General features: G+C 69.1%; 19 protein-coding genes and 2 riboswitches. Of the genes, 6 read left to right on the forward strand and 13 right to left on the reverse strand.

What is annotated here, in order from left to right; all coding sequences use genetic code 11:
• Positions 1–262: 262 nt before the first annotated feature.
• The 3 genes from bfr to V3328_RS12305 form a co-directional block, all read right to left on the reverse strand.
• Complete coding sequence (bfr, locus tag V3328_RS12295) at positions 263–742, reverse strand: bacterioferritin (protein ID WP_340329951.1); 480 nt, start codon at positions 740–742, stop codon at positions 263–265.
• A gap of 253 nt (positions 743–995) precedes the next feature.
• Positions 996–1,331 carry a (2Fe-2S)-binding protein gene (locus V3328_RS12300; protein WP_340329952.1) on the reverse strand — a complete coding sequence of 112 codons (336 nt, stop codon included), beginning with the start codon at positions 1,329–1,331 and terminating at the stop codon, positions 996–998.
• A 173-nt stretch (positions 1,332–1,504) separates the two neighbouring features.
• Positions 1,505–2,449, reverse strand: a complete 945-nt coding sequence (locus V3328_RS12305) for a LysR family transcriptional regulator (protein WP_340329953.1) — start codon at positions 2,447–2,449, stop codon at positions 1,505–1,507.
• A 113-nt stretch (positions 2,450–2,562) separates the two neighbouring features.
• Between V3328_RS12305 and V3328_RS12310 the strand changes: the two genes are divergently transcribed.
• Positions 2,563–3,540, forward strand: a complete 978-nt coding sequence (locus V3328_RS12310) for a glutathione S-transferase family protein (RefSeq protein WP_340329954.1) — start codon at positions 2,563–2,565, stop codon at positions 3,538–3,540.
• Between the two features lie 6 nt (positions 3,541–3,546).
• Here the strand turns inward: V3328_RS12310 and V3328_RS12315 are convergent, their stop codons facing one another.
• Complete coding sequence (locus V3328_RS12315) at positions 3,547–4,002, reverse strand: NUDIX domain-containing protein (RefSeq protein WP_340330060.1); 456 nt, start codon at positions 4,000–4,002, stop codon at positions 3,547–3,549.
• A gap of 351 nt (positions 4,003–4,353) precedes the next feature.
• Between V3328_RS12315 and V3328_RS12320 the strand changes: the two genes are divergently transcribed.
• Entirely contained in the window at positions 4,354–5,280 is a 927-nt protein-coding gene (locus V3328_RS12320; protein ID WP_340329955.1) for a metallophosphoesterase family protein, read from the forward strand.
• On the opposite strand, the gene V3328_RS12325 is transcribed toward V3328_RS12320, so the two are convergent.
• Complete coding sequence (locus V3328_RS12325; protein WP_340329956.1) at positions 5,267–5,869, reverse strand: hypothetical protein; 603 nt, start codon at positions 5,867–5,869, stop codon at positions 5,267–5,269. The two genes, V3328_RS12320 and V3328_RS12325, sit on opposite strands and share 14 nt — an antisense overlap.
• A 123-nt stretch (positions 5,870–5,992) precedes the next feature.
• Positions 5,993–8,281 (reverse strand): hybrid sensor histidine kinase/response regulator, encoded by a 2,289-nt coding sequence (locus V3328_RS12330; protein WP_340329957.1) that lies wholly within the window; start codon positions 8,279–8,281, stop codon positions 5,993–5,995.
• 148 nt (positions 8,282–8,429) lie between these two features.
• Here V3328_RS12330 and V3328_RS12335 point away from each other — a divergent pair, with 148 nt between their 5' ends.
• Entirely contained in the window at positions 8,430–8,903 is a 474-nt protein-coding gene (locus tag V3328_RS12335; RefSeq protein WP_340329958.1) for a YbaK/EbsC family protein, read from the forward strand.
• Between the two features lie 90 nt (positions 8,904–8,993).
• On the opposite strand, the gene V3328_RS12340 is transcribed toward V3328_RS12335, so the two are convergent.
• The 3 genes from V3328_RS12340 to cobD form a co-directional block, all read right to left on the reverse strand.
• On the reverse strand, positions 8,994–9,674 hold the full coding sequence (locus V3328_RS12340) for a CbtA family protein (RefSeq protein WP_340329959.1): 681 nt from the start codon (positions 9,672–9,674) through the stop codon (positions 8,994–8,996).
• Between the two features lie 7 nt (positions 9,675–9,681).
• Positions 9,682–9,858 (reverse strand): CbtB domain-containing protein, encoded by a 177-nt coding sequence (locus V3328_RS12345; protein WP_340329960.1) that lies wholly within the window; start codon positions 9,856–9,858, stop codon positions 9,682–9,684.
• Between the two features lie 41 nt (positions 9,859–9,899).
• Positions 9,900–10,109, reverse strand: a riboswitch (cobalamin riboswitch).
• Positions 10,110–10,633: 524 nt separating this feature from the next.
• Entirely contained in the window at positions 10,634–11,656 is a 1,023-nt protein-coding gene (gene cobD, locus V3328_RS12350) for a threonine-phosphate decarboxylase CobD (protein ID WP_340329961.1), read from the reverse strand.
• A 10-nt stretch (positions 11,657–11,666) separates the two neighbouring features.
• On the opposite strand from cobD, the gene cbiB reads away from it, so the two are divergent.
• Positions 11,667–12,665 carry an adenosylcobinamide-phosphate synthase CbiB gene (cbiB, locus tag V3328_RS12355; protein WP_340329962.1) on the forward strand — a complete coding sequence of 333 codons (999 nt, stop codon included), beginning with the start codon at positions 11,667–11,669 and terminating at the stop codon, positions 12,663–12,665.
• 185 nt (positions 12,666–12,850) lie between these two features.
• Here the strand turns inward: cbiB and V3328_RS12360 are convergent, their stop codons facing one another.
• The 4 genes from V3328_RS12360 to cobU form a co-directional block, all read right to left on the reverse strand.
• Entirely contained in the window at positions 12,851–13,783 is a 933-nt protein-coding gene (locus V3328_RS12360; protein WP_340329963.1) for an IS110 family RNA-guided transposase, read from the reverse strand.
• Positions 13,784–14,641: 858 nt separating this feature from the next.
• Positions 14,642–16,141 carry a cobyric acid synthase gene (locus tag V3328_RS12365; RefSeq protein ID WP_340329964.1) on the reverse strand — a complete coding sequence of 500 codons (1,500 nt, stop codon included), beginning with the start codon at positions 16,139–16,141 and terminating at the stop codon, positions 14,642–14,644.
• A 268-nt stretch (positions 16,142–16,409) separates the two neighbouring features.
• Positions 16,410–17,021 carry a cob(I)yrinic acid a,c-diamide adenosyltransferase gene (cobO, locus tag V3328_RS12370; RefSeq protein ID WP_340329965.1) on the reverse strand — a complete coding sequence of 204 codons (612 nt, stop codon included), beginning with the start codon at positions 17,019–17,021 and terminating at the stop codon, positions 16,410–16,412.
• Positions 17,018–17,527, reverse strand: a complete 510-nt coding sequence (gene cobU, locus V3328_RS12375; protein ID WP_340329966.1) for a bifunctional adenosylcobinamide kinase/adenosylcobinamide-phosphate guanylyltransferase — start codon at positions 17,525–17,527, stop codon at positions 17,018–17,020. The genes cobO and cobU overlap by 4 nt, the downstream gene beginning before the upstream one ends.
• Positions 17,528–17,798: 271 nt before the next feature.
• A riboswitch (cobalamin riboswitch) is annotated at positions 17,799–18,003 on the forward strand.
• A gap of 131 nt (positions 18,004–18,134) precedes the next feature.
• On the opposite strand from cobU, the gene V3328_RS12380 reads away from it, so the two are divergent.
• Both V3328_RS12380 and cobW read left to right on the forward strand, forming a co-directional pair.
• Positions 18,135–18,554 (forward strand): DUF1636 family protein, encoded by a 420-nt coding sequence (locus V3328_RS12380; RefSeq protein WP_340329967.1) that lies wholly within the window; start codon positions 18,135–18,137, stop codon positions 18,552–18,554.
• Complete coding sequence (gene cobW, locus V3328_RS12385; RefSeq protein ID WP_340329968.1) at positions 18,551–19,603, forward strand: cobalamin biosynthesis protein CobW; 1,053 nt, start codon at positions 18,551–18,553, stop codon at positions 19,601–19,603. Before V3328_RS12380 ends, cobW begins: the two co-directional genes overlap by 4 nt.
• Positions 19,604–19,745: the final 142 nt, after the last annotated feature.

The following is a 19,745-nucleotide window of genomic DNA, read 5'->3' on the forward strand; positions in this document are numbered from 1 at the left end:
GCGATCGCGATCGGGTATGTGTCGGCGGCTGATCGCCGCCTGTCAGCGGCGCGGTCGACGGGACGCAGCGAAACGGCACGCGCGGAAGCGCGTCTAGGCTCGTCGTCGCTGGAAAGTCCTCGTCACCGTCCCAGCATCCCGTGCAATTGGAACGGTCCTGATATCACGCACGGCCGCACCGGTCCAGCGGCGACGATATCGCCGATCGGCCGGTGCACAAGCCATGCGTCAGGTGCGCCCCGGAGGCGGCGCGCCGTGGCGGTCAGTCGTCGAGTCCGCCGATGTGCTTCTGCGCGTAGAGCTGGATTCCCAGCGCCTTCACCAGATCGAGCTGCGTCTCGAGGAAGTCGATATGCCCCTCCTCGTCGGTCGCCAGTTCCTCGAACAGGTTCTTCGATACGCGGTCGTCGACGGACTCGCAGTACTTTGCGGCTTCGGTGTACAGGTTGCGCGCCTCGTACTCTCCGGCCAGGTCGACTTCCAGGATCTCCTCGACGTTCTCGCCGATGCGCAGCGGGTTGAGTTCCTGCAGGTTGGGGAAGCCCTCCAGGAAGATGATGCGGGCGATGAACTTGTCGGCGTGATGCATCTCCTCGATCGATTCTTCCCGCCATTTCTTGGCCAGTCGGAGATAACCCCAATCCTCGAGAAGGCGGAAGTGAAGCCAGTACTGGCTGACGGCGGTCAGTTCCGAACGCAGGCCCTTGTTCAGATACTCTATGACCTTTGCTTCGCCCTTCATTCTTGCTCTCCTCCTGTCTCGGAGCCGCGGGCTCCGGGGTATGCAATGTCGGAGCCTACGGACTCCACCGGATCAGCCGAACCTTCCGCAGCGCGATCCCGGAGGATCGATCGGGAACGGAAATGAACAACGGGTCGAACGGTAGCCCATTCTTTAGAAACATTCTAGCTTGTTTTTGAGAGTCGGCGAAATGCCGTCGGGCCGGCCGGGTCGACAGGCGCCGTTCACGGAAACGCAATTTGAAAGTTGCCGGTCAGGCGCCGACGAACTGGCGGATCTGGAGAGTTTCGTGGACTTCGACGGTGTCGGCAGTCTCGACCACATCAACGGTCTCGACGACCATGGTGGCGGCGTCCTGTTCGCTTGCAGACAGCGGACACTTGGCGTTGCACCTGCTGGTGCAGGCGCTGTGAACGGACGGTAGCGCCGAATCCATTATCTGTCTGATTGTGCGCGCGCAACGGCCGCACTGCGGGCTGCAGCCCAGGCAGCGGTAGACCTGGGCAGGCGTGTACGGGCAGTCAGGCCCCGGCGAGAGGCAGCTGCGTATGGTCTTGTCCGAGAGAGCGTTGCAGGAACAGACGATCACGCCGAAACGGGGCCTTCGATTGGAACGACTTCACCTAGTTGCAACCGCAACTACCGAGAAGATAGGAAATAGGACATTTTCAGTCAAGTTAAGATCGGGCCCTGTATACCCGAGGCCGCGCGGCGACGTAAGCCCCCGGGATGCGGTCTGATGCCGCGCGAAACGAGCGCAGTTCAGATTGCGTGAACCGGTTTGCCCCGGGATATCGGCATTCGCTCGTCCCAGTAGGGCGGATCGCCGAAACAGGACACCAGGTGGTCCACGAAAGCGCGGACCTTGGCCGATAGATGCCGCCCCGGCGGGTACAGCGCGTACGCGCCGAGCTGCCACCATTCGATATCAGTCAGGATCGGAACCAGCCGCCCTTCCTCGACGGCCTTGTGGATCAGGAAGGTCGGCTGCGAGATGATGCCTAGCCCCGCTTCTGCCGCGGCCTGGAGGATTTCGCCGTTGTTGGCGACGAAACGCGCCTTCGGATTGACCACCCGTTCGCGCCCCTGCTCGTCGATCCACGAGAAGATCCGCCGCTCCGGAACGTTCGAGTAGCGCAGATAGGAGTGCCCCATCAGATCCTCGGGCCGCTTCGGCGTGCCGTGGCGCTCCAGATAACCGGGGCTTGCACACACGATGTTGCGCACGGGCGCGAGCCGCCGTGCGATCAGGCTCGAGTCTTCCAGTTGCCCGACCCGAACCGCCAGATCGAAGCCTTCGTTGACCACATCGACGCGGCGGTCGTTGACGTCGAGATCGATCCAGAGTTCGGGATGCTTCTCCAGAAAGCTCGTCACGGCCGGCAGAAGGTGCAGGACGCCGAAGGATTGCGGGCCGGCGATCTTGAGCCGGCCCGACAGTGCCCCATGCACCGCCGCCGCAGTCTGGTCGGCATCCTCGAGATCGGCGAGGATCTGCGAAGCGCGCTCGTAATAGGACTTGCCCGTATCGGTGAGGCTGAGCTGCCGGGTGGTGCGGTTCACCAATCGAACGCCGAGCCGCTCCTCGAGATCCTTGAGACGGCGGCTGACAGCGGACTTCGCAACCCCCAGGCGATCGGCGGCGGCGCCGATTCCGCCGGACTCGGCGACCTGAACGAAAGTCTGGATTTCGCTCATGCGATCCATTGTTCACTCCGACGCAACAATCAGAATGATCCGTAAGGTCTTTTCCCCCGGCCCGCAACCGCTAGCTAGAGGGGGATTGGTGCAATTCACGCGGAAGCAGATCGGAGAGCGTTTTGGGACAACTGGTTGACGGCAAATGGAAGATCGACCCACCAAGAGAGTCCGGGGACGGCAAGTTCAAGCGTGCCAAAACACATTTCCGCAACTGGATCACGCCCGACGGCGACGCCGGGCCAACCGGTATGGGCGGATTTCCGGCCGCCGCGGGCCGCTATCACATTTATGTGTCCCTCGCCTGTCCGTGGGCGCACAGGACCCTCGTCGTCCGAAAGCTGAAGGGCCTCGAGGAGCAGATCAGCGTGTCCAGCTGCGCTGCCTTCATGGGTGACCACGGTTGGGAATTCACCGATGAGTTTCCGGACCCCCTCTACAAGAAGAAATATGTCCACGAGTTGTATCAGAAGGCGGACGCCGGCTATACCGGCCGCGCCTCGGTTCCGGTGCTGTGGGACAAGGAACGCGAGACGATCGTCTCCAACGAATCCGCCGAAATCATCCGGATGCTGAACTCCGCCTTCGACGGCCTCGGCGCCGACGCGTCAGTCGATCTGTATCCGGCCGCCCTGCGCGCCGAGATCGATCGGATCAACTCCGTCGTCTACGACACGGTGAACAACGGCGTCTACAAGAGCGGGTTCGCGACCACCCAGGCGGCATACGAAGAGGCGGCGACGGCGCTTTTCGTCACCCTGGACGAGTTGGAAGAGCGCCTGTCGCGGCAGCGCTATCTTGTCGGCGAGCGACCGACGGAGGCCGACTGGCGCCTGTTCACCACGCTGGTCAGGTTCGACCCCGTGTATGTCGGCCACTTCAAGTGCAACATCCGGCGCCTTGCCGACTACGCGAACCTGTCGAACTACCTGCGCGACCTGTACCAGGTGCCGGGCATCGCCGAGACGGTGCACATCGACTACATCAAGGAGCACTACTATCGCAGCCACACCTCGGTGAATCCGACCGGGATCGTGCCGATCGGCCCCGAGATCGACCTGAAAGCCCCGCACAACCGGGAACGGCTGCAGGCGGCATGAATACGATTACCAATGCTCGCTGGTTTCCGCCCCGTCGAAGATCTCGGCCAGCCGCCTACGCGTCGCCGGGGTCGCCCCCTCGGGCAATTCACTGAGCGGAAAGAAGGCCGCCTCCAGTATCTCCGAGTTCCTGGAGGTGGGGCCATCCTGGCGCCACTCGTCGACGACGAAGACTGCCACGTGATCGCCGGGAAAGTACGTGTGGTTGGAGAATACGCCGTGCAGGCGCGGCGGGCCCTGCAGCACGACGTTGCCCTCTTCGCGCAGTTCCCGTCCGAGCGCCGCTAGCATGGTTTCGCCGCGTTCGACGCCGCCGCCGGGCAGATGCCATCCCGATACGTAGGAATGCCGTACCAGCAGGACGCCCTGCTCCCCGGCGACCACTCCCCGAACGCCGAGGGTCAACCCGCGGCTGAGGCGCCACCAGGGGCGAAACACCAATTTTCTGATCAATCGCCGCATGATCCCTTTGGCCGCCATTCATCGTCGCGCCGGGCGAATGTCGACGCCCGCAGTCATGACCACCTGGTTAATGCGTCATGCGTGCGGTGCAATCCAGCCCGGCGCGCGCATGAGTAGTGGTGATACAAGCTCCAGTTTATATCAGCCTCATAAATGGCGCACCGTCACTGGTGCGCTCCTGCATTTACCTATGGAGCCTACGATGATTTGGCGCATCTTTACCCGCCGGCACTATCATTGGCGGCCGTCTGTCGACATGCGCGACGGACGCATCGCCGCGGCGCTGATGACGTTTACGTCCAACTGACAAGAGACTGGCCAACGTCGCCCGCGGTACTCTAAAAGCGGGCGATGTTCCGCCTTGCTCATCTTTCCGATCCCCACATTCCGCCTGAAGTGTCGCCGCGGCGACGCGATCTGATGTCGAAGCGCGTCCTGGGCTGGACGAACTGGCGGCGCAGCCGACACCGCATCCATCGTCAGCACGTGCTCGACCTGCTGACCGGCGACATGGCCCACCAGTCGCCCGATCATGTCGTGGTGACCGGCGACCTGGCGATCGTCTCGACCCCCACAGAATGGCAGGCGTGCCGGCTCTGGCTTCAGGGCCTCGGGGTGCCAGAAGACATATCCGTCATACCCGGCAACCACGACGCCTACACCCGGCGCGCGATCCCCGGCACGGCTCTGGCCTGGCGCGAATACATGAGCGGCGATCCGGACACTGCCGCCCACAGCGATTTTCCCTATCTGCGCCGCCGCGGACCGACCGCCATCGTCGGCTGCTCGTCGGCGATCGTGTCGGCGCCGTTCATGGCGACCGGGCGGGTCGGGAGCGCCCAGCTGCGACGCATCGGGCCGCTGCTGCGGCAGCTTGGCGACGAAGGCCTGTTCCGGGTGGTTCTCATCCATCATCCGCCGCTGCGGTCATCGGGCGACCGCTACCGCCGCCTCACCGATGCGCGGGCGTTTGCCGGACTGCTGTCGGATTGCGGCGCCGAACTCGTCCTGCACGGCCACGAGCACACGGCGACCGTCCGCTGGACGCCGGGGCCGGGAGATTCGATACCGGTGGTCGGCGTTCCGTCCGCCTCGGCGCTCGCCCACGGCGGTCGACCCGCCGCACAGTACAACCTGTACGAACTCACCGGCGGACCGGGCTCATGGAACTGCCTGATGCGAACCCGGGGCTTCGACGGCGGCGAGTTGATCGAGTTGCAGGACCGGGCCCTGTACGTCGACGGCAAGTCCAGCGGCCAGGTCGTCAGCGGGAAATGAGTACCATTCCCGCGGAGAACAGACCAGCCACACCGACCACGATCCCGAGCAGGAAGACCAGCAAAAGCGACCAGCCTCCAACTCCGCCGGAGGTGGCCGAAGGCCTTGATTCAATTTGCGTTTCTGCCAAACGCTCCGGAGTCGACGGAGCCGCGTCGCGATCGCTTTCGAGGGCCCGCTCGCGCTCGATCAGACGGTGGGCGACATAGTCGGTCACGCGGCTCGCCATCTCCTCGACACTGGTCGTCTCCAGCATCACCTGGCGACCGTGCCGGGTATCCTTCAGGAATCGGTAGGTGCGCTTGTCGCGGCCCATCACCACATGCCCGAGCACATCGATCCACAGGCGCGGCGGCGTTCCCGCGGAGAGCGTGCATTCGAGCAGGTCGGTGTCCGGGGGGATATCCTCGAAGACGTCGCTCAGCGCATCCTGCAGCAGTTCGAGCCTTGCGACTTCCGCCTCGCGCAGTTCGACGATGACGTCGTCGCGCTCGGCTTCCTGCTGACGCGCCCGGTGCAGGGCCTCGCGAAGCGGGCTCCGCATCACGGGACGGTCCTCTGGGTCTTCGATGATCTTCTCTTCCGACATTCGGGTTCCCGAAGCCTGTGACTGCGCGCTCTACGCCATTCATTTACCACGCCGTCGCACTGCCAAGAAACTGCCAACGGTGTGCCGTCGCGGTGCTAACGTCGTGCCAGGCGAGTGCCGTGGCTATGCCGGCTGCCTGCGCCGCATGACCTGGACGATCAGGTCACGCACATCGGCCGGCACGAACGGCTTTTCAAGGTACGGGCAGCCGGTGCGGGCGAGGAAATCGCCGACCCGGCTGTTCAGGGTGTCGCCGGTCACGAAGGCAAGCCCGGCGACCCGCTCGGGCCCGCCCGCCTCCAGCGCGCGATAGAACGCCGGGCCGTCCATGTCGGGCATCCGGATGTCGCTGATCACCACGTCGAACGCGGTTTCCTCGATCAGCTCGAGCGCGCGGCGGGCCGAGGCCGTCACCTCGACGATGTGTCCCTCCAGTTCCAGCGATTCGCCGATCAGCATGCCGACGTCGGGCTCGTCGTCGATGACGAGGACGCGCAGGGCGGGCTCCCGCGACCGCTCGCCGGCATCGCCGGGCACCTGACCGTCGCCGGGCGCGGTGTCGCAGATCAGCCGCACGGTGAACGTCGCGCCGGGGCCGGGAGCGTCCTCGAGCTCGATGGAGCCGCCGTGCGCGGTGACGATGCGGTGCGACAGGGCAAGGCCGAGGCCGGTGCCCGAGCCCGGCCGCTTGGTCGTGTAGAGCGGCTCGAAGATGCGCGAGCGGACCGCCTCGGGGACACCCGTGCCGTTGTCGCGGAAGGTCACGGCGACCTGCCGGCGGTTGCTGACCGGCCGGGTGACGATCTCCAGCCGGCGCGGCCGGTCGACCTCGTTCAGGGCGTGCTCGGCATTGACCAGCAGGTTGGTGAAGACCTGCACCAGCTGGTCGGCGTTGCCGGTGATCTCCGGCAGGCCCTCGTCGAGTTCGAGGACGACGTCGATGCCGGAGGTCTTCAACGAATAGCTGGCGAAATCGAGCGCCCGCATCACCAGCGCGTTGACGTCGACCGGCAGCATCTCGCCGGATTCCTCGCGCGCCATGGCCAGGAAGGTGCGCACGATGCGGGCGCAGCGGTTGGCGGCGCTGCCGATCACATCGGCCCGCTTGGCGGTGGCGGGATCGGTCGCCGTCTCCTTCAGCATCAGGGCGTGCCCGACCAGCACCGACAGCGGGTTGTTGAGCTCGTGGGCGACGCCCGCCAGCAATTCGCCGAGCGCGCTCAGCTTCTCGCCCTGGTGCATCAGGTCGCGCTGCCTGGCGGCTTCCGCCTCAGCCTCGCGCCGCGCGGTCAGGTCGACGAAGCCGACGACGCTGACGTCGCGGCCGCCGTAGCTGATCAGCCGGTCGTTGAGCGAGGCCCAGAACGAACTCCCGTCCATCCGCCTCAGCTCGACCTCGACGTCCTGCAGGGACCCCGTTTCGCGCAGCCGCGCGATCAGTTGCGCGCGCACCTGCGGGTCGGCGAAATGCTCGGTGCTGCGGAGGGTCACGGTGGAGGGCCATTCGCGGCCGAACATCTCCGCGGCCGCCGGGCTCTCGTAGAGGATCTCGGAGGTCTCGATGTCGACCATCCAGACCGGCAGCGGATGGCCTTCGACCATCGAGCGGAAGTATTCCTCGCTGCGCCGAAGCGCATGCTCCATCATCTTGCGCGCGGTGATCTCGTCCCACACCGAGACGAAGCCGCCCTGCCGGGTCTGGCGGTGCGAATACTCGAACCAGCGCCCGTCCTTGGAGGCGAACTCCTCGCGCTTGGCGATGCCGCGCTGGGCGATCTGGCCGGCGAGCCACTCCTCCAGCCGGCCCTCCGCGTCTGTGAAGAAGCCGCGCTCGGCGCGGATCCGCGTGACGTCCGGCCAGTGGGCGCCCGGCACCAGCAGGTCGGCGGAATCGCCGTGAAACGATTTGTAGCGCGAGTTGCAGATGATCAGCCGGTCGCTGGAATCGTAGAGCACGAACCCGTCGTCGAGCGCCTCGATGGCGTCCTCGAGGATCTCCCGGGCCTGCTTGAGCTCGGCTTCGCGCTGCAGCTGTGCGGTGAGGTCCATCAGCGTGCAGACCGCGCAATCCTCGCCCTCCACCTCGACCAGCCGCCCAGACAGCTCGCCCGTGAAGGTCTCGCCGCCGGCCTGGCGGAACCGCATCCGGTGGTGGGCGGCGCTGCCGCCGGCGCGCAGCTCGTCCAGGAACGCGGCGCGTTCGGCGGTGTCGATCTCGAAGTCGGAAACGTTGTCCGGCCCGTCCCCCTCCCTCAGGCGGAGAAGCTCGGCGAGCGCCGGCGTGAAGAACAGCACCTGCCCGTCCGACAGCCGCCAGACATAGAGCGGGCCCGGCGTGCTCTCCAGGACGCGCCTGTAGGCCCCGTCGTCCAGACGGGCGCCCGACCCCCGGGAGCCGCGAGGTGCATCCATGTCGCCTTCGGCCGCCGTCGCGACCGTCCCACTGCCATGCCGCCACTGTTATCACAGTTCCCGATGTCCGGTAGAGCGGTGCGGGGGCGTGTCCGGCATTGATTTTTTCGATTTTCATCGCCGCCCGGGCCGATTATCGTCCGCGGCCATGACAGAGCTCCCAGACAGCGCCCGCCGCGTCGCCGATGCGGCTGCTGCGGCCGGCATCGCGATCGACGTCGTGCAGATGCCGGACTCGACGCGCACCGCCGAGGACGCCGCGGCGGCCTGCGGCTGTGCGGTGGCGCAGATCGTCAAGTCGCTAATCTTCGTCGGCGCCGAGACCGGCAGACCCTACCTGCTGCTGGTCTCGGGCGTGAACCGGGTCGACGAGACCGGCATCGCCGGCCTGCTCGGCGAGCCCCTGAAGCGGCCGGACGGCAAGACGGTGCGCGAACTGACCGGCTACGCGATCGGCGGCATTCCACCGATCGGCCATCCGGCGCCGATGCCGACCGTCATCGACGAGACGCTGCTGACCTTCGACACGGTGTGGGCCGCCGCCGGCACGCCGCGCTGCGTGTTCGCCTCCGATCCCAACGCCCTGAAGGACGCGACAGGCGCCCGGGCCTACGCGTTCTGAAAACCGGCACCTCGCACGGCTGTCCGATCGCGACATGAAAAAGCCCGCGGCAGTGCCGCGGGCTATCGTTTTGACCGCAGACTGCCCCGGTCAGGCGGGTTTCATGCGGGAGATCGCGTAGCCGGCGATGACCGCAGGGACGATCCACACCAGGGCCTGGATCACCAGCGACCGGGCGGCGAATTCGCCGGCGAGTTCGGCCGGGACGAGGCTTTCCATCGCGGCGGGTTGCGGGGCGCCGATGACATGCGGCAGCGCGATCAGCACCACCCCGCCGATCACCCACGCGACGTTGCGGCCGAAGAAGATCGCAGCCAGACCGGCGGCCGTCGCCACCGCTGTGCAGATCCACCAGACCTGCCGCGCCTCGAGCGCCGCGGCCGACGCGCCGGGCAGTTCCGGGGCAAGACCCATCGCCGGGGCGAGGCCCGCGGCGAAGAAGCCGGCAACCGCCCAGGGGACCACCGTGCGGGCATTGATCTCGGCGCCCTTGAAGAACATCGCCGCAAGCAGCATCCAGACGTAGCCGACCGCCACCAGCACGGTCGCCAGGAAGGTGAACAGGGTCCGGGTCAGGCCGCCGCCCTCGCCCGCCGCGCCTTGGGCGTCGGAATGCACGAGCAGGATCCGGGCGGCGCTGGCGACGTCCTTCACCTCGAACTGCTCGGCATGGAGAATGAGCGGAGTCGTCGTGACGGATTCGATCGCGCCCACGACGAGACCTCCGGCGATGCCTCCGATGAGGCCGCCGGCCAGAATGCGCATCAGCATGACGCGCTCAGTGGCAGGGGAACGACATTGCGTGACGCGCGTCGTGGGCGGCGTCATGCAGGGCCTGCGGACTGGCGAAGCCGGTGCCGAAGACGAGAAAGGCGCCCATCACGAATACGAGCGCGGCGATGCCGACCCGGCTCGAAGACGTTGCGTGGGAAAGTGTCGCGGTCTGCTGGTTCATGTCTCTTTACCCGTTCTGCCGCTCAACCCGGCGGCGGTTGGAGTTGCCCTGTCGGACCGGCAGGTCTCCTGGCTCGTACCTTCAGCGCCGCTCTTCCCCCTTCCCGGCCGCAAGGCCAGTGGGATCGACGGAAAAACGGCTCGGCACCTACAGTTGCGGGGACAGCCGCGGAATTCGGAAGCGCACGAAGAAAGGCCCCCGGCACCGCGTTCCCTGTTCGCCCTTTCGGGACCGGTCCGCTGCAAAGACTACACAGCCGGGCGAGTCCCGTCGAGTGGGTTTGCGACCGGGCCTGTCGCTATCGCGCCGGTCGAAGCCGGGTGTCGGGGCGGCGGGTCGGGGCGGCGGGTCGAGCCGGGGTGGAGATTCCGGAGGCGCTGCGGGAACGCAACCCTCCCCTCGATGGGAAGGGTCGGGCCGCAAGCTGGGTGGTGGAGCGGCAGGCCCGGTGTTTGCCGTCCCACTCTCAGCCGCTCGTTCCGGACGCCGGGAGCAAGCGTCAGCGAGCGGACGGTGCGCCGGAACCCGGCGTGACGATCCGCCGACGGCGCGATTCTTTGGCGGTGGTGATCGTGCGGGCCGCCCTCGTGGTTCGAGACGCGCTCTGCGAGCGCTCCTCACCATGAGAGCTCTCTTTATGGGAAGGCTCCTTTTACGGGTTGTGCAGGCGCAGTTGCAGCGGCGGCTTCGCCGGGGTTTTACGCCGGGTCCCCGTTTTCACGGGGGACGAGCGGAAGGAGGCTCACGTGGCGCGTCGATGCAAACGCAGTAGGCGCTAGCGAAGAGCTGCCTCCAGCCGCGCCCAGTCCCTTTCTCCGGCAGGCAGGCCGACGCGCAGCCAGTTTGGATGGTCGGCAAATCGGCGCACGAAGATGCCGGCGCGGCCGAGACGGTCGAAGAGGGCCAGCGCGTCGCGGTGGCGGGCGAGACGGAACAGGCGCGTGCCGCCGACGACCTCAAGGCCGGCGCCGGCCAGGAGATCGTCCATGCGCAGCGCGTCCGCCGTCAGGCGCGCGCGGGTGACGGCCAGCCAGGCATCGTCCGACAGGGCCGCGCGGCCGATCTCGATGGCCGGTCCCGACACCGCCCACGGCCCGAGCGCCTCGCGGATCGCTGCAGCAAGGCGGGGGCCGGCCACCGCGAAGCCGAGCCGCAGGCCGGCCAGCCCGTAGGTCTTGCCGAACGAGCGCAGCACGACGACGCCCTCCCCCGGCAGGTCGGGAATCAGGCTCAGCGGGCCGTCCTCGAGATCGGCGAATGCCTCGTCGACGACGAGAAGGCCGCCGTGGCGCGCACGGTCTTCGGCAATGGCCGCGAGATCGCCGGGCGCGTGGCGCCGGCCGTCGGGATTGTTGGGATTGCAGAGGACGACGCCGGCGCAGGGGTGGCCCTCGTGCGGCGAGCCGATCGCGACGACCCCGGCGCCGGCGGAGGCCCATGCCGCGGCGTGCTCGGCGTAGGTCGGACCGACGACCGCGACCGAGGCCAGCCGAACGACGCGCGGCAGCATCGAGATCAGCACCTGCGTGCCCGGCGCGGCGACGACATGTCCGGCTTCGGTGCCCCAGGCCGCGGCCGCCGCCGCCTCCAGCCTGCGCAGGTCGTCCGGCTCCGGCAGGCGCGACCAGGCCTGCGGTGCGAGCGGCGGGACCGGATAGGGCACCGGATTGATGCCCGTCGACAGGTCGAGGAAGGGCTGCGGCGCATCGGGGAACAGCCGGCGCGCCTCGGCGAGGCGGCCGCCGTGAGCGATGCTGCCGTCTCCCCCTGCCGGAACGCCATCGAACGTGCTAGCCATGCCGCCGCCCATGAGCCTTCTGTCGAACCTCTCGATCGTGCTGGCCGCCCTCCTGATCGAGGCGGCGATCGGCTATCCGGCCCCGGTGCAGCGCGCGGTGCGCCATCCGGTCGTCTGGATCGGCGCGCTGATAGACCGGCTGGACGTCCGCTTCAACCGGGCGAGCCTGCCGGAGTCGCGCCGGCGGCTCAACGGTGTCGGTGCGCTGTGCGTCCTGCTCGCCGCCGCGGTTGTCCCGGCGCTGATCGTCCAGGCGAGCCTGTTCGCCGTGCTGCCATGGGCCGCCGCGGCGCTGCTCTCCGGCATCGCCGCCTCCAGCCTGATCGCCCAGCGCAGCCTGTGGCGCCACGTCGCCGCCGTCGCCGAGGGGCTGGAGACGGAGGGGCTGGCCGGCGGCCGGAAGGCGGTCGCCCATATCGTCGGGCGCAATCCCGACAGCCTCGACGAGGCCGGCGTCGCGCGCGCGGCGATCGAGAGCCTGGCGGAGAACTTCTCCGACGGCATCGTCGCGCCGGCGCTCTGGTGCGCGGTGGCCGGCCTTCCGGGGATCGCAGCCTACAAGGCGGTCAACACGGCGGATTCGATGATCGGCCACAGGACCGAGCGCCACCGCGCCTTCGGCTGGGCCGCGGCCCGGTTCGACGACCTCGTCAACCTGCCGGCGTCGCGGCTGTCGGCCGTCTGGATCACGCTGGCCGCCCTCGTCGCGGGAGAGGATGCGGCCGGCGCCTGGCGCGCGGCGCGGCGCGATGCCCGGCGGCACCGCTCGCCCAACGCCGGCTGGCCGGAAGCCGCGATCGCCGGGGCGCTCGGCCTGAGGCTCGCCGGGCCGCGGATCTACGGCCCGACCCGGGTCGACGACGCCTGGATGGGCGACGGCCGCGCGGAGGCGACGGCCGCCGACATCCGCCGGGCGCTCAGGGTGTACCGGGCGGCGTGCGGGGTGCAGATCGGGGCGCTGGCGCTGGTCGCGGGAGTGGTGATGGTGGCGGTCCGAGGCGTGCTGTAGCAGGTGATGTTTCCGGCCTCCCACGGGCTTCCGACGGCCGCACCGCGATGGATCCCCGCACCGGATCGCTCCGCCGCAGGCGCCGCGCTGGGCCCCGGATCAGGTCCGGGGCGTAGGCTGTGGTGGGGGTCGATGGAGCCACAAGCACAGCCCACATCCCGGCCTTGAGCCGGCAACTGTGTTTTTCAGGCATGGAAGGGTACCTCGTCGCGGAGGATGGCGTTTGCGGTGAGGAGGATCTTTCTTGCCAGGGCGATGATTGCCAGCTTGAAGGGCTTGCCTCTGTCGATGAGGGCCTGAGCGAAGGCGCCGAGGCGGGTCCTGGAGCGCCAGGCGGCGACGGCGGCCATGTACAGGGCGTTGCGCACGCGCCGACGTCCGCCGCGGATGGCGCGGTGGCCGCGGAACCGACCGCTGTCGACGTTGAAGGGGGCAAGGCCGGCGAGCGCGGCGACGGCCTTCGGCGAGGCGGTTCCAAGCTCGGGCAGCAGCGCCAGCAGGGTGGCGGCGGCGACCGGGCCGATGCCCGGGATGGAGCGCAGCAGCCGGTTCGGCCGGGCCAGCTGCGGATCGGCGCGCAGCAGCGCGTCGCGTTGCGCCTCGACCTCGGCGATCTCGGCGTCGAGCCAGGCCAGATGCCGTTCCAGGCTGGCGCGCTCCCGGGGGCTGGCCTCGGCCAGACGCACCTTCTCCTTCTGACGCATGGCGACCAGCTGGTCGCGGCGCTTGTGCAACCCGGCCAGCGCGTCGCGGGCGTCCTCGCGCGCCGGGGTCTGTGCCGGCTCGAGCGCCTGGCCCATGGCCGCCAGCAGGCGGGCGTCGATCCTGTCCGTCTTGGCCATCACCCCGAGCGCCCGGGCGAAGTCGCGCGCCCGGGCCGGGTTGACCCGGGAGAAGCAAACCCCGCGCGCCTCCAGGCCTGCGGCCAGGCGGCGGTCGTAGCGCCCGGTCGCCTCGAAGACGATGTGTCTGTCCGACCGCGCCGGCAGGCCGGCCAGCCACGCGGCGATCGCCTCGTCGCTGTTGTCGATCCGCCGTGTCCGGCCGCCATCGGCTTCGAAAATGTCGAGATGATGCTTGCAGACATCGCATCCGACAAAGCGAGGGTGTATCTTCATGGTGCCTATCCCTGTGCTGCGAGGTCCGATGCGACCGGCCTCCATCAACTGTTCAGGTTGGGTCAGAATAGCGGGCGGGGATCCGGCCGGATCACGGTCTCTCAGACCAGGGACCCAACGATCTCCCGCCCGCACACACCATCGCACATCCAAAACACACAGGGATCCAGGGGCGGCACGGCAATGCCTGTCCGATCTCCGGCGTACGACAGCTCAACACGCTCCACCCTCATCCCGAGGAGCGGCGCGAGCCGCGTCTCGAGGGATCGGCTGCAGGCTCCGCGCGGCGGGCCTCACCGCGCCCGCCCTCGTGGTTCGAGACGCTTCGCGTGCGCGAAGCTCCTCACCATGAGGGCTTGGGGAGGTTGAATGGGTGGCAACCGCCGCGCGGGCCCCGGATCTGGTCCGGCGTGTCGCCTGCGGTACGGGTGGATGGAGTGCCACAAGCACAGTCGACATCCCGGCCTTGAGCCGGGAGCCAGGGGCGGCACGGCAATGCCTCTCCGATCTCCGGCGTACGACAGCTCAACACGCTCCACGCTTTTCCCGAAGAGCGGCGCGAGCCGCGTCTCGAGGAATCGGCCGCAGGCTCCGCGCGGCGGGCCTCACCGCGCCCGCCCTCGTGGTTCGAGACGCTTCGCGTGCGCGAAGCTCCTCACCATGAGGGCTTCGGAGGGCATCGGTCAGCTGCAACCGCCGCGCCGGGCCGGGATCACGTCCGGCGTGTCGGCTGTGGTACGGGTCGAGGCCACCAGCACCTGCGACGTCCCGGACGCCCGGAGCGGCAGCGGGGGGTGAGTCGGGATCCAGCGGAAGGACCCGCCGGAGGCACCTTTTCGGATCTCGCCGAAGGCGCCGCTACCGCGCGAGCGTCAGCAGGCGGTCGATGTCGACATGTGCCTCCAGATCGGCGGCGAGCGCGTCGAGGGCGGCGTCGACGCCGTCCTCGTAGGCGAGGTCCGAGCGGCCGCCGAAACGGGCCAGCCAGGCGGCGCGCTGGCGGTCGTCGGCGAAGAAGCCGTGGGCGTAGGTGCCGGACACGAGGCCGTCGGCGGAGACCGCGCCGTCGGTGCGGCCGTCGGCGAGGCGCACCAGCGGACGGCGCGCGGCAGGCCCTGCTGTGCGGCCCATGTGCATCTCGTAGCCCCTGAACGGCAGGCCGTCGGCGACGGTCTCGCCGGTCACCTCGACGAGGCTCTTGTCGGCGGTGAGCACCGTCTCGACGTCGAGCAGCCCGAGCCCGGCGACCGAGCCGGCCGGGCCCTCGATGCCGCCGGGATCCGACACCGTCCGGCCCAGCATCTGGTAGCCGCCGCACAGGCCCAGCACGCGGCCGCCGCGGCGCACATGGGCGGCGATGTCGATGTCCCAGCCGGCGGCACGCAGCGCGGCGAGATCGGCGATCGTCGCCTTGGAGCCCGGCAGGATGACCAGATCGCAGACCGGCAGCGGCTGCCCCGGAGCGACCATGACCAGTTCGACGTCCGGCTCGGCGCGGAGCGGATCGAGGTCGTCGAAATTGGCGATGCGCGGCAGCACCGGCACCGCGATGCGCAACGCGCCGCCGCGGCGATCCCGGCGCTCGGCAAGGCCGTAGGCGTCCTCCGCCGGCAGCCGGTCGGCGACGTCGGCGTGCGGGATCAGGCCGAGCGGCGCCCAGCCGGTCATCGCGGCGATCGCCTTCATGCCGTCGTCGAACAGACTCGGGTCGCCGCGCATGCGGTTGACCAGGAAGCCGACGATCATGGCGGCGTCGTCCGGGTCGAGCACCGTCCGGGTGCCGACGAGGCTGGCGATGACGCCGCCGCGGTCGATGTCGCCGATCAGCACGACGGGGACGTTGGCGGCGCGGGCGAAGCCCATGTTGGCGATGTCGCTTGCCCGCAGATTGATCTCCGAGGCGCTGCCGGCGCCCTCGACGAGGACGATGTCGGCGGTCTGCTTCAGCCGCGCGAAGCTGTCGAGGACGTGCGGCAGGAGCGATGGCTTGAGGCTCTGGAACTCGCGCGCCCGCGCCGCCCCGAACACCTTGCCGCGCACGACGATCTGGGCGCCGGTCTCGCTCTGCGGCTTCAGCAGCACCGGGTTCATGTCGACATGGGGCGCCAGCCCCGCCGCGCGCGCCTGAAGCGCCTGCGCCCGGCCGATCTCGCCGCCCCCGATCTCGCCGCCCCCGATGTCACCGCTCCCGATGTCACCGTTCCCGGGCGTCACGGCGGCGTTGTTCGACATGTTCTGCGGCTTGAACGGGGCGACCGGGATCCCGCGCAGCCTGAGCGCCCGGCAGAGGCCGGCGACGACCAGCGACTTGCCGACGTTGGAGCCGGTGCCCTGGAACATGATGGCGCGGGCGGTCATCGGGTGGTCCCGTCGCTATTCCGGTCCATCGAGGACCGGAACAGCGCACCCCCACCCCGACCCTCCCCCATCAAGGGGGAGGGGGCACCAAGGCATCGGCCTCGAGGAATGGAACGAACGTTGCCTACGCCGCCGACGGTCCGGTTTGTGCCGACCCGCTGCGGCACATGTCTCCCTCCCCCTTGATGGGGGAGGGTCGGGGTGGGGGTGCGCCGATACAGGTCTCGATGGCCCGTATCGGCGACATACCGGGCAGCAGCCAAAACCCTCAAAACTCGATCCCCTGCTGCGCCTTCACGCCGGCGGCGAAGTGGTGCTTGACGAGCGTCATCTCGGTGACGAGGTCGGCTGCCTCGACCAGCTCCGGCCTGGCGTTGCGGCCGGTGACGACGACGTGCAGGTCGGGCCGGCGCGCCTGCAGGGTGTCGACCACCTCGGCGAGCGGCAGGTAGTCGTAGCGCAGCGCGATGTTGAGTTCGTCGAGGACGACCAGCGCCATGTCGGGATCGGCCATCAGCTCCCGCGCCTTGCCCCAGGCGCGCCCGGCGGCGGCGACGTCGCGGTCCCTGTCCTGGGTCTCCCAGGTGAAGCCCTCGCCCATCGTGTGCCACGCGACGAGGTCGCCGAACCGCTCCAGCACATCGCGCTCGCCGGTCGACCAGGCGCCCTTGATGAACTGCACGACGCCGACCTTGCGGCCGTGCCCGAGCATCCTCAGCGCCAGCCCGAAGGCCGCCGTCGACTTGCCCTTGCCGGGGCCGGTGTTGACGATCAGCAGGCCCTTCTCGATGGTTTTGGAGGCGACCTCGGCATCCTGCACCGCCTTGCGCTTCTCCATCTTGGCGCGATGTCGATCGGGATCCGCCGGCTTCTCGGTCATTTCACGTCCTTCACTGTCATCGGCAGGCCGGCGACCATGAGGATCACGGTCGCGGCACGGGCCGCGATCTGCTGGTTGAGCCGGCCCTGCTCGTCGCGGAAGGCGCGGCCGAGCGTGGTCTCCGGGACGATGCCCTGGCCGACCTCGTTGGTGACGACGACGGTCGGACCGGCGCGCCAGGACAGCGCCGCCTCGAGGTCCTCGGCGGCGCCGGCGACGTCGCGGCCGCCGAGCATCAGGTTCGACAGCCACAGCGTCAGGCAGTCGACCAGCATCGGCGCCGCCGGCGCCTCGCGGACCGTCGCGGGCAGCGCCACCGGCGCCTCGACGGTCACCCAGCCCTCGCCGCGCTGCTGGCGGTGTCGGGCGATTCGCTCGCGCATCTCCGCGTCGCGGGCCTCGGCGGTGGCGACGTATGTCCACGGGCCCGGATGCCCCCTGATCAGGCTCTCCGCGTGGCGGCTCTTGCCCGAGCGCGCACCGCCGACGACCAGGGTCAGGGTCATGGCGCGGTCTCCCGGCGGTCGCAACCACCTCTCCCATGGGGAGAGGTCGGATCGCTCCGGCGATCCGGGTGAGGGGCTCGGGGGCGAACCGCATCCCCCGGCACCCCCGCCCCCGACCCTGCGGGTCGACCCCTTCCCGCCGGGGAGGGGTGGGTCCCGGCCGCATCCGTCCGCGTATCCGACATCGCTTCGACTCCCTCCCGCACTGCCCGCCGCGACCACGCCACGATCGCCGCCGCACACCGCCCGATTGACTCGCCCCGGCCGACCAAATAGTCAATCCGGTGACGGTCCTTCCCGTTGGAAGGTGAAAAGGGAACGCGGTGCCGGGTCCTCGACCCGCATGCCGCGGCTGCCCCCGCAACTGTAGGCGGAGAGCCGCCCGTCAAGTGTCCACTGGGCCAAGCGCCCGGGAAGGCGACGGGGCGGCGAAACGATCCGCGAGCCAGGAGACCTGCCGTCCGAAACTGACCGCAACGCCGGGCGGGGTGCGCCGGCGACCAGCGGAAGTCCGGCAGATGTCGGCCTGTTCCCCGGCAGTGTCGCTGGCTGAACGGTTCACGCACCCCACCCGGCGCGATGATGCGCCAGAAGGGGATCGCAAGCGGTGGCCGACGAGGACCGACCCAAGCTCTACGTGTGCACGACCTGCCGCAAGGCGGGCACCGACCTGCCGCCGGACGGCGTTCCGCGCGACGGCCAGCAGCTGTTCGACGCGATCTCGCAGCGGCTCGACGCGATGGGCGCCGACGCGCCGGTCGACGTCACCCCGATCGTCTGCTTCGCCAACTGCGAGCAGGGCTGCTCGGCCGGCCTCGTGCAGCCGGGCAAGTGGGCCTACATGGTCGGCCATGTCGGCCCCGAGCATGCCGGCGACCTGATCGCCTACGGCGCCGCCTACGCGAAATCCCAGACCGGGGCGGTGCTGCGGTCCGGCCGGCCCGAATCGCTGCGCCACGCGATCGTCGGACGGTTTCCGACCCAGCTCGCCTTTCCGATACCTCCAGTGAAGGATGCCGCCGAATGAGTGCGCCGAACACCGTCCGCAACGGGGCGAAGATCCCCGCCACCGTCATCACCGGCTTCCTCGGCGCCGGCAAGACGACGCTGGTGCGCCACGTGCTGGAGAACGCCGCGGGAAAGCGCATCGCCATCATCGTAAACGAGTTCGGGTCGCTCGGCATTGACGGCGACCTCTTGAAGAGCTGCGGCATCGCCGGCTGCTCCGACGACGACATCGTCGAACTGTCGAATGGCTGCATCTGCTGCACCGTCGCCGACGACTTCCTGCCGACCATGCAGGCGCTGCTCGACCGCGACGACCCGCCCGAGCACGTGCTGATCGAGACCTCCGGGCTGGCGCTGCCGAAGCCGCTGATCAAGGCGTTCGACTGGCCGACGATCCGCTCGCGCATGACGGTAGACGGGGTGATCGCCGTGGTCGACGGCCCGGCGGTGGCCTCGGGCCGCTTCGCCGACGATCCCGACGCGATCGCCAGGCAGCGCGCGGAGGACCCCTCCGTCGACCATGACAACCCGCTCGCCGAGGTCTACGAGGACCAGTTGTCCGCCGCCGACCTGATCGTGCTGAACAAGGCCGACCTGCTCGGCGACGCCCAGATCGACGCCCTGCGCGAGACGATCTCCGGCAGCGTGCCGCGCGCCGTCAAGGTCGTCGCCGCCCGCGAGGGCCGCATCGATCCGGCGGTCCTGCTCGGCCTGCTTGCCGCCGCCGAGGACGACCTCGACGCCCGCCCTTCGCACCACGACGGCGCCGACGACCACGAGCACGACGATTTCGACACCTTCGTCGTCGAGATCGGCGAGATCGCCGAGCCCGACGCTCTGGTTGAGCGCCTGAAGACGGTCGCCGAGGCGCACGACATCCTGCGCATCAAGGGCTTCGTCCCGGTCGCCGGCAAGCCGATGCGCCTCGCCGTGCAGGGGGTCGGCGCCCGCTTCCGCCACGCCTACGACCGGCCGTGGGGACCGGCCGAGGACCGCACCGGCCGGCTGGTGGTGATCGCCGAGGCCGGCTTCGACAAGGCCGCGATCGAAGCGGCGATCCGGGGGTGACGGTCGAGCGATGCGCGAGGTCGCTGCCATACGCGACGCGCTCCCCGCTGCGGCGGGAATGAGCGGTCGGGGCAATCGCCGCAGTGGGCCCCGGATCAGGTCCGGGGCGTATGCCTGTCGTATGTCGGGAGCGTCGACTCAA

It is taken from the genome of Microbaculum marinum, assembly GCF_037855135.1.
Classification (GTDB): Bacteria; Pseudomonadota; Alphaproteobacteria; order Rhizobiales; family Tepidamorphaceae; genus Microbaculum; species Microbaculum marinum.

Bases quoted from the DNA above. Each gene is read 5' to 3' on its own strand.
- cobO (WP_340329965.1), bottom strand. From the start codon at position 17,021: ATGACCGAGAAGCCGGCGGATCCCGATCGACATCGCGCCAAGATGGAG.
- cbiB (WP_340329962.1), top strand. From the start codon at position 11,667: ATGAGCCTTCTGTCGAACCTCTCGATCGTGCTGGCCGCCCTCCTGATC.
- V3328_RS12325 (WP_340329956.1), bottom strand. From the start codon at position 5,869: ATGTCGGAAGAGAAGATCATCGAAGACCCAGAGGACCGTCCCGTGATG.
- V3328_RS12340 (WP_340329959.1), bottom strand. From the start codon at position 9,674: ATGCTGATGCGCATTCTGGCCGGCGGCCTCATCGGAGGCATCGCCGGA.
- cobD (WP_340329961.1), bottom strand. From the start codon at position 11,656: ATGGCTAGCACGTTCGATGGCGTTCCGGCAGGGGGAGACGGCAGCATC.
- cobW (WP_340329968.1), top strand. From the start codon at position 18,551: ATGAGTGCGCCGAACACCGTCCGCAACGGGGCGAAGATCCCCGCCACC.
- V3328_RS12345 (WP_340329960.1), bottom strand. From the start codon at position 9,858: ATGAACCAGCAGACCGCGACACTTTCCCACGCAACGTCTTCGAGCCGG.
- V3328_RS12315 (WP_340330060.1), bottom strand. From the start codon at position 4,002: ATGCGGCGATTGATCAGAAAATTGGTGTTTCGCCCCTGGTGGCGCCTC.
- V3328_RS12320 (WP_340329955.1), top strand. From the start codon at position 4,354: ATGTTCCGCCTTGCTCATCTTTCCGATCCCCACATTCCGCCTGAAGTG.
- bfr (WP_340329951.1), bottom strand. From the start codon at position 742: ATGAAGGGCGAAGCAAAGGTCATAGAGTATCTGAACAAGGGCCTGCGT.
- V3328_RS12365 (WP_340329964.1), bottom strand. From the start codon at position 16,141: ATGACCGCCCGCGCCATCATGTTCCAGGGCACCGGCTCCAACGTCGGC.
- cobU (WP_340329966.1), bottom strand. From the start codon at position 17,527: ATGACCCTGACCCTGGTCGTCGGCGGTGCGCGCTCGGGCAAGAGCCGC.
- V3328_RS12330 (WP_340329957.1), bottom strand. From the start codon at position 8,281: ATGGATGCACCTCGCGGCTCCCGGGGGTCGGGCGCCCGTCTGGACGAC.
- V3328_RS12360 (WP_340329963.1), bottom strand. From the start codon at position 13,783: ATGAAGATACACCCTCGCTTTGTCGGATGCGATGTCTGCAAGCATCAT.
- V3328_RS12335 (WP_340329958.1), top strand. From the start codon at position 8,430: ATGACAGAGCTCCCAGACAGCGCCCGCCGCGTCGCCGATGCGGCTGCT.
- V3328_RS12305 (WP_340329953.1), bottom strand. From the start codon at position 2,449: ATGGATCGCATGAGCGAAATCCAGACTTTCGTTCAGGTCGCCGAGTCC.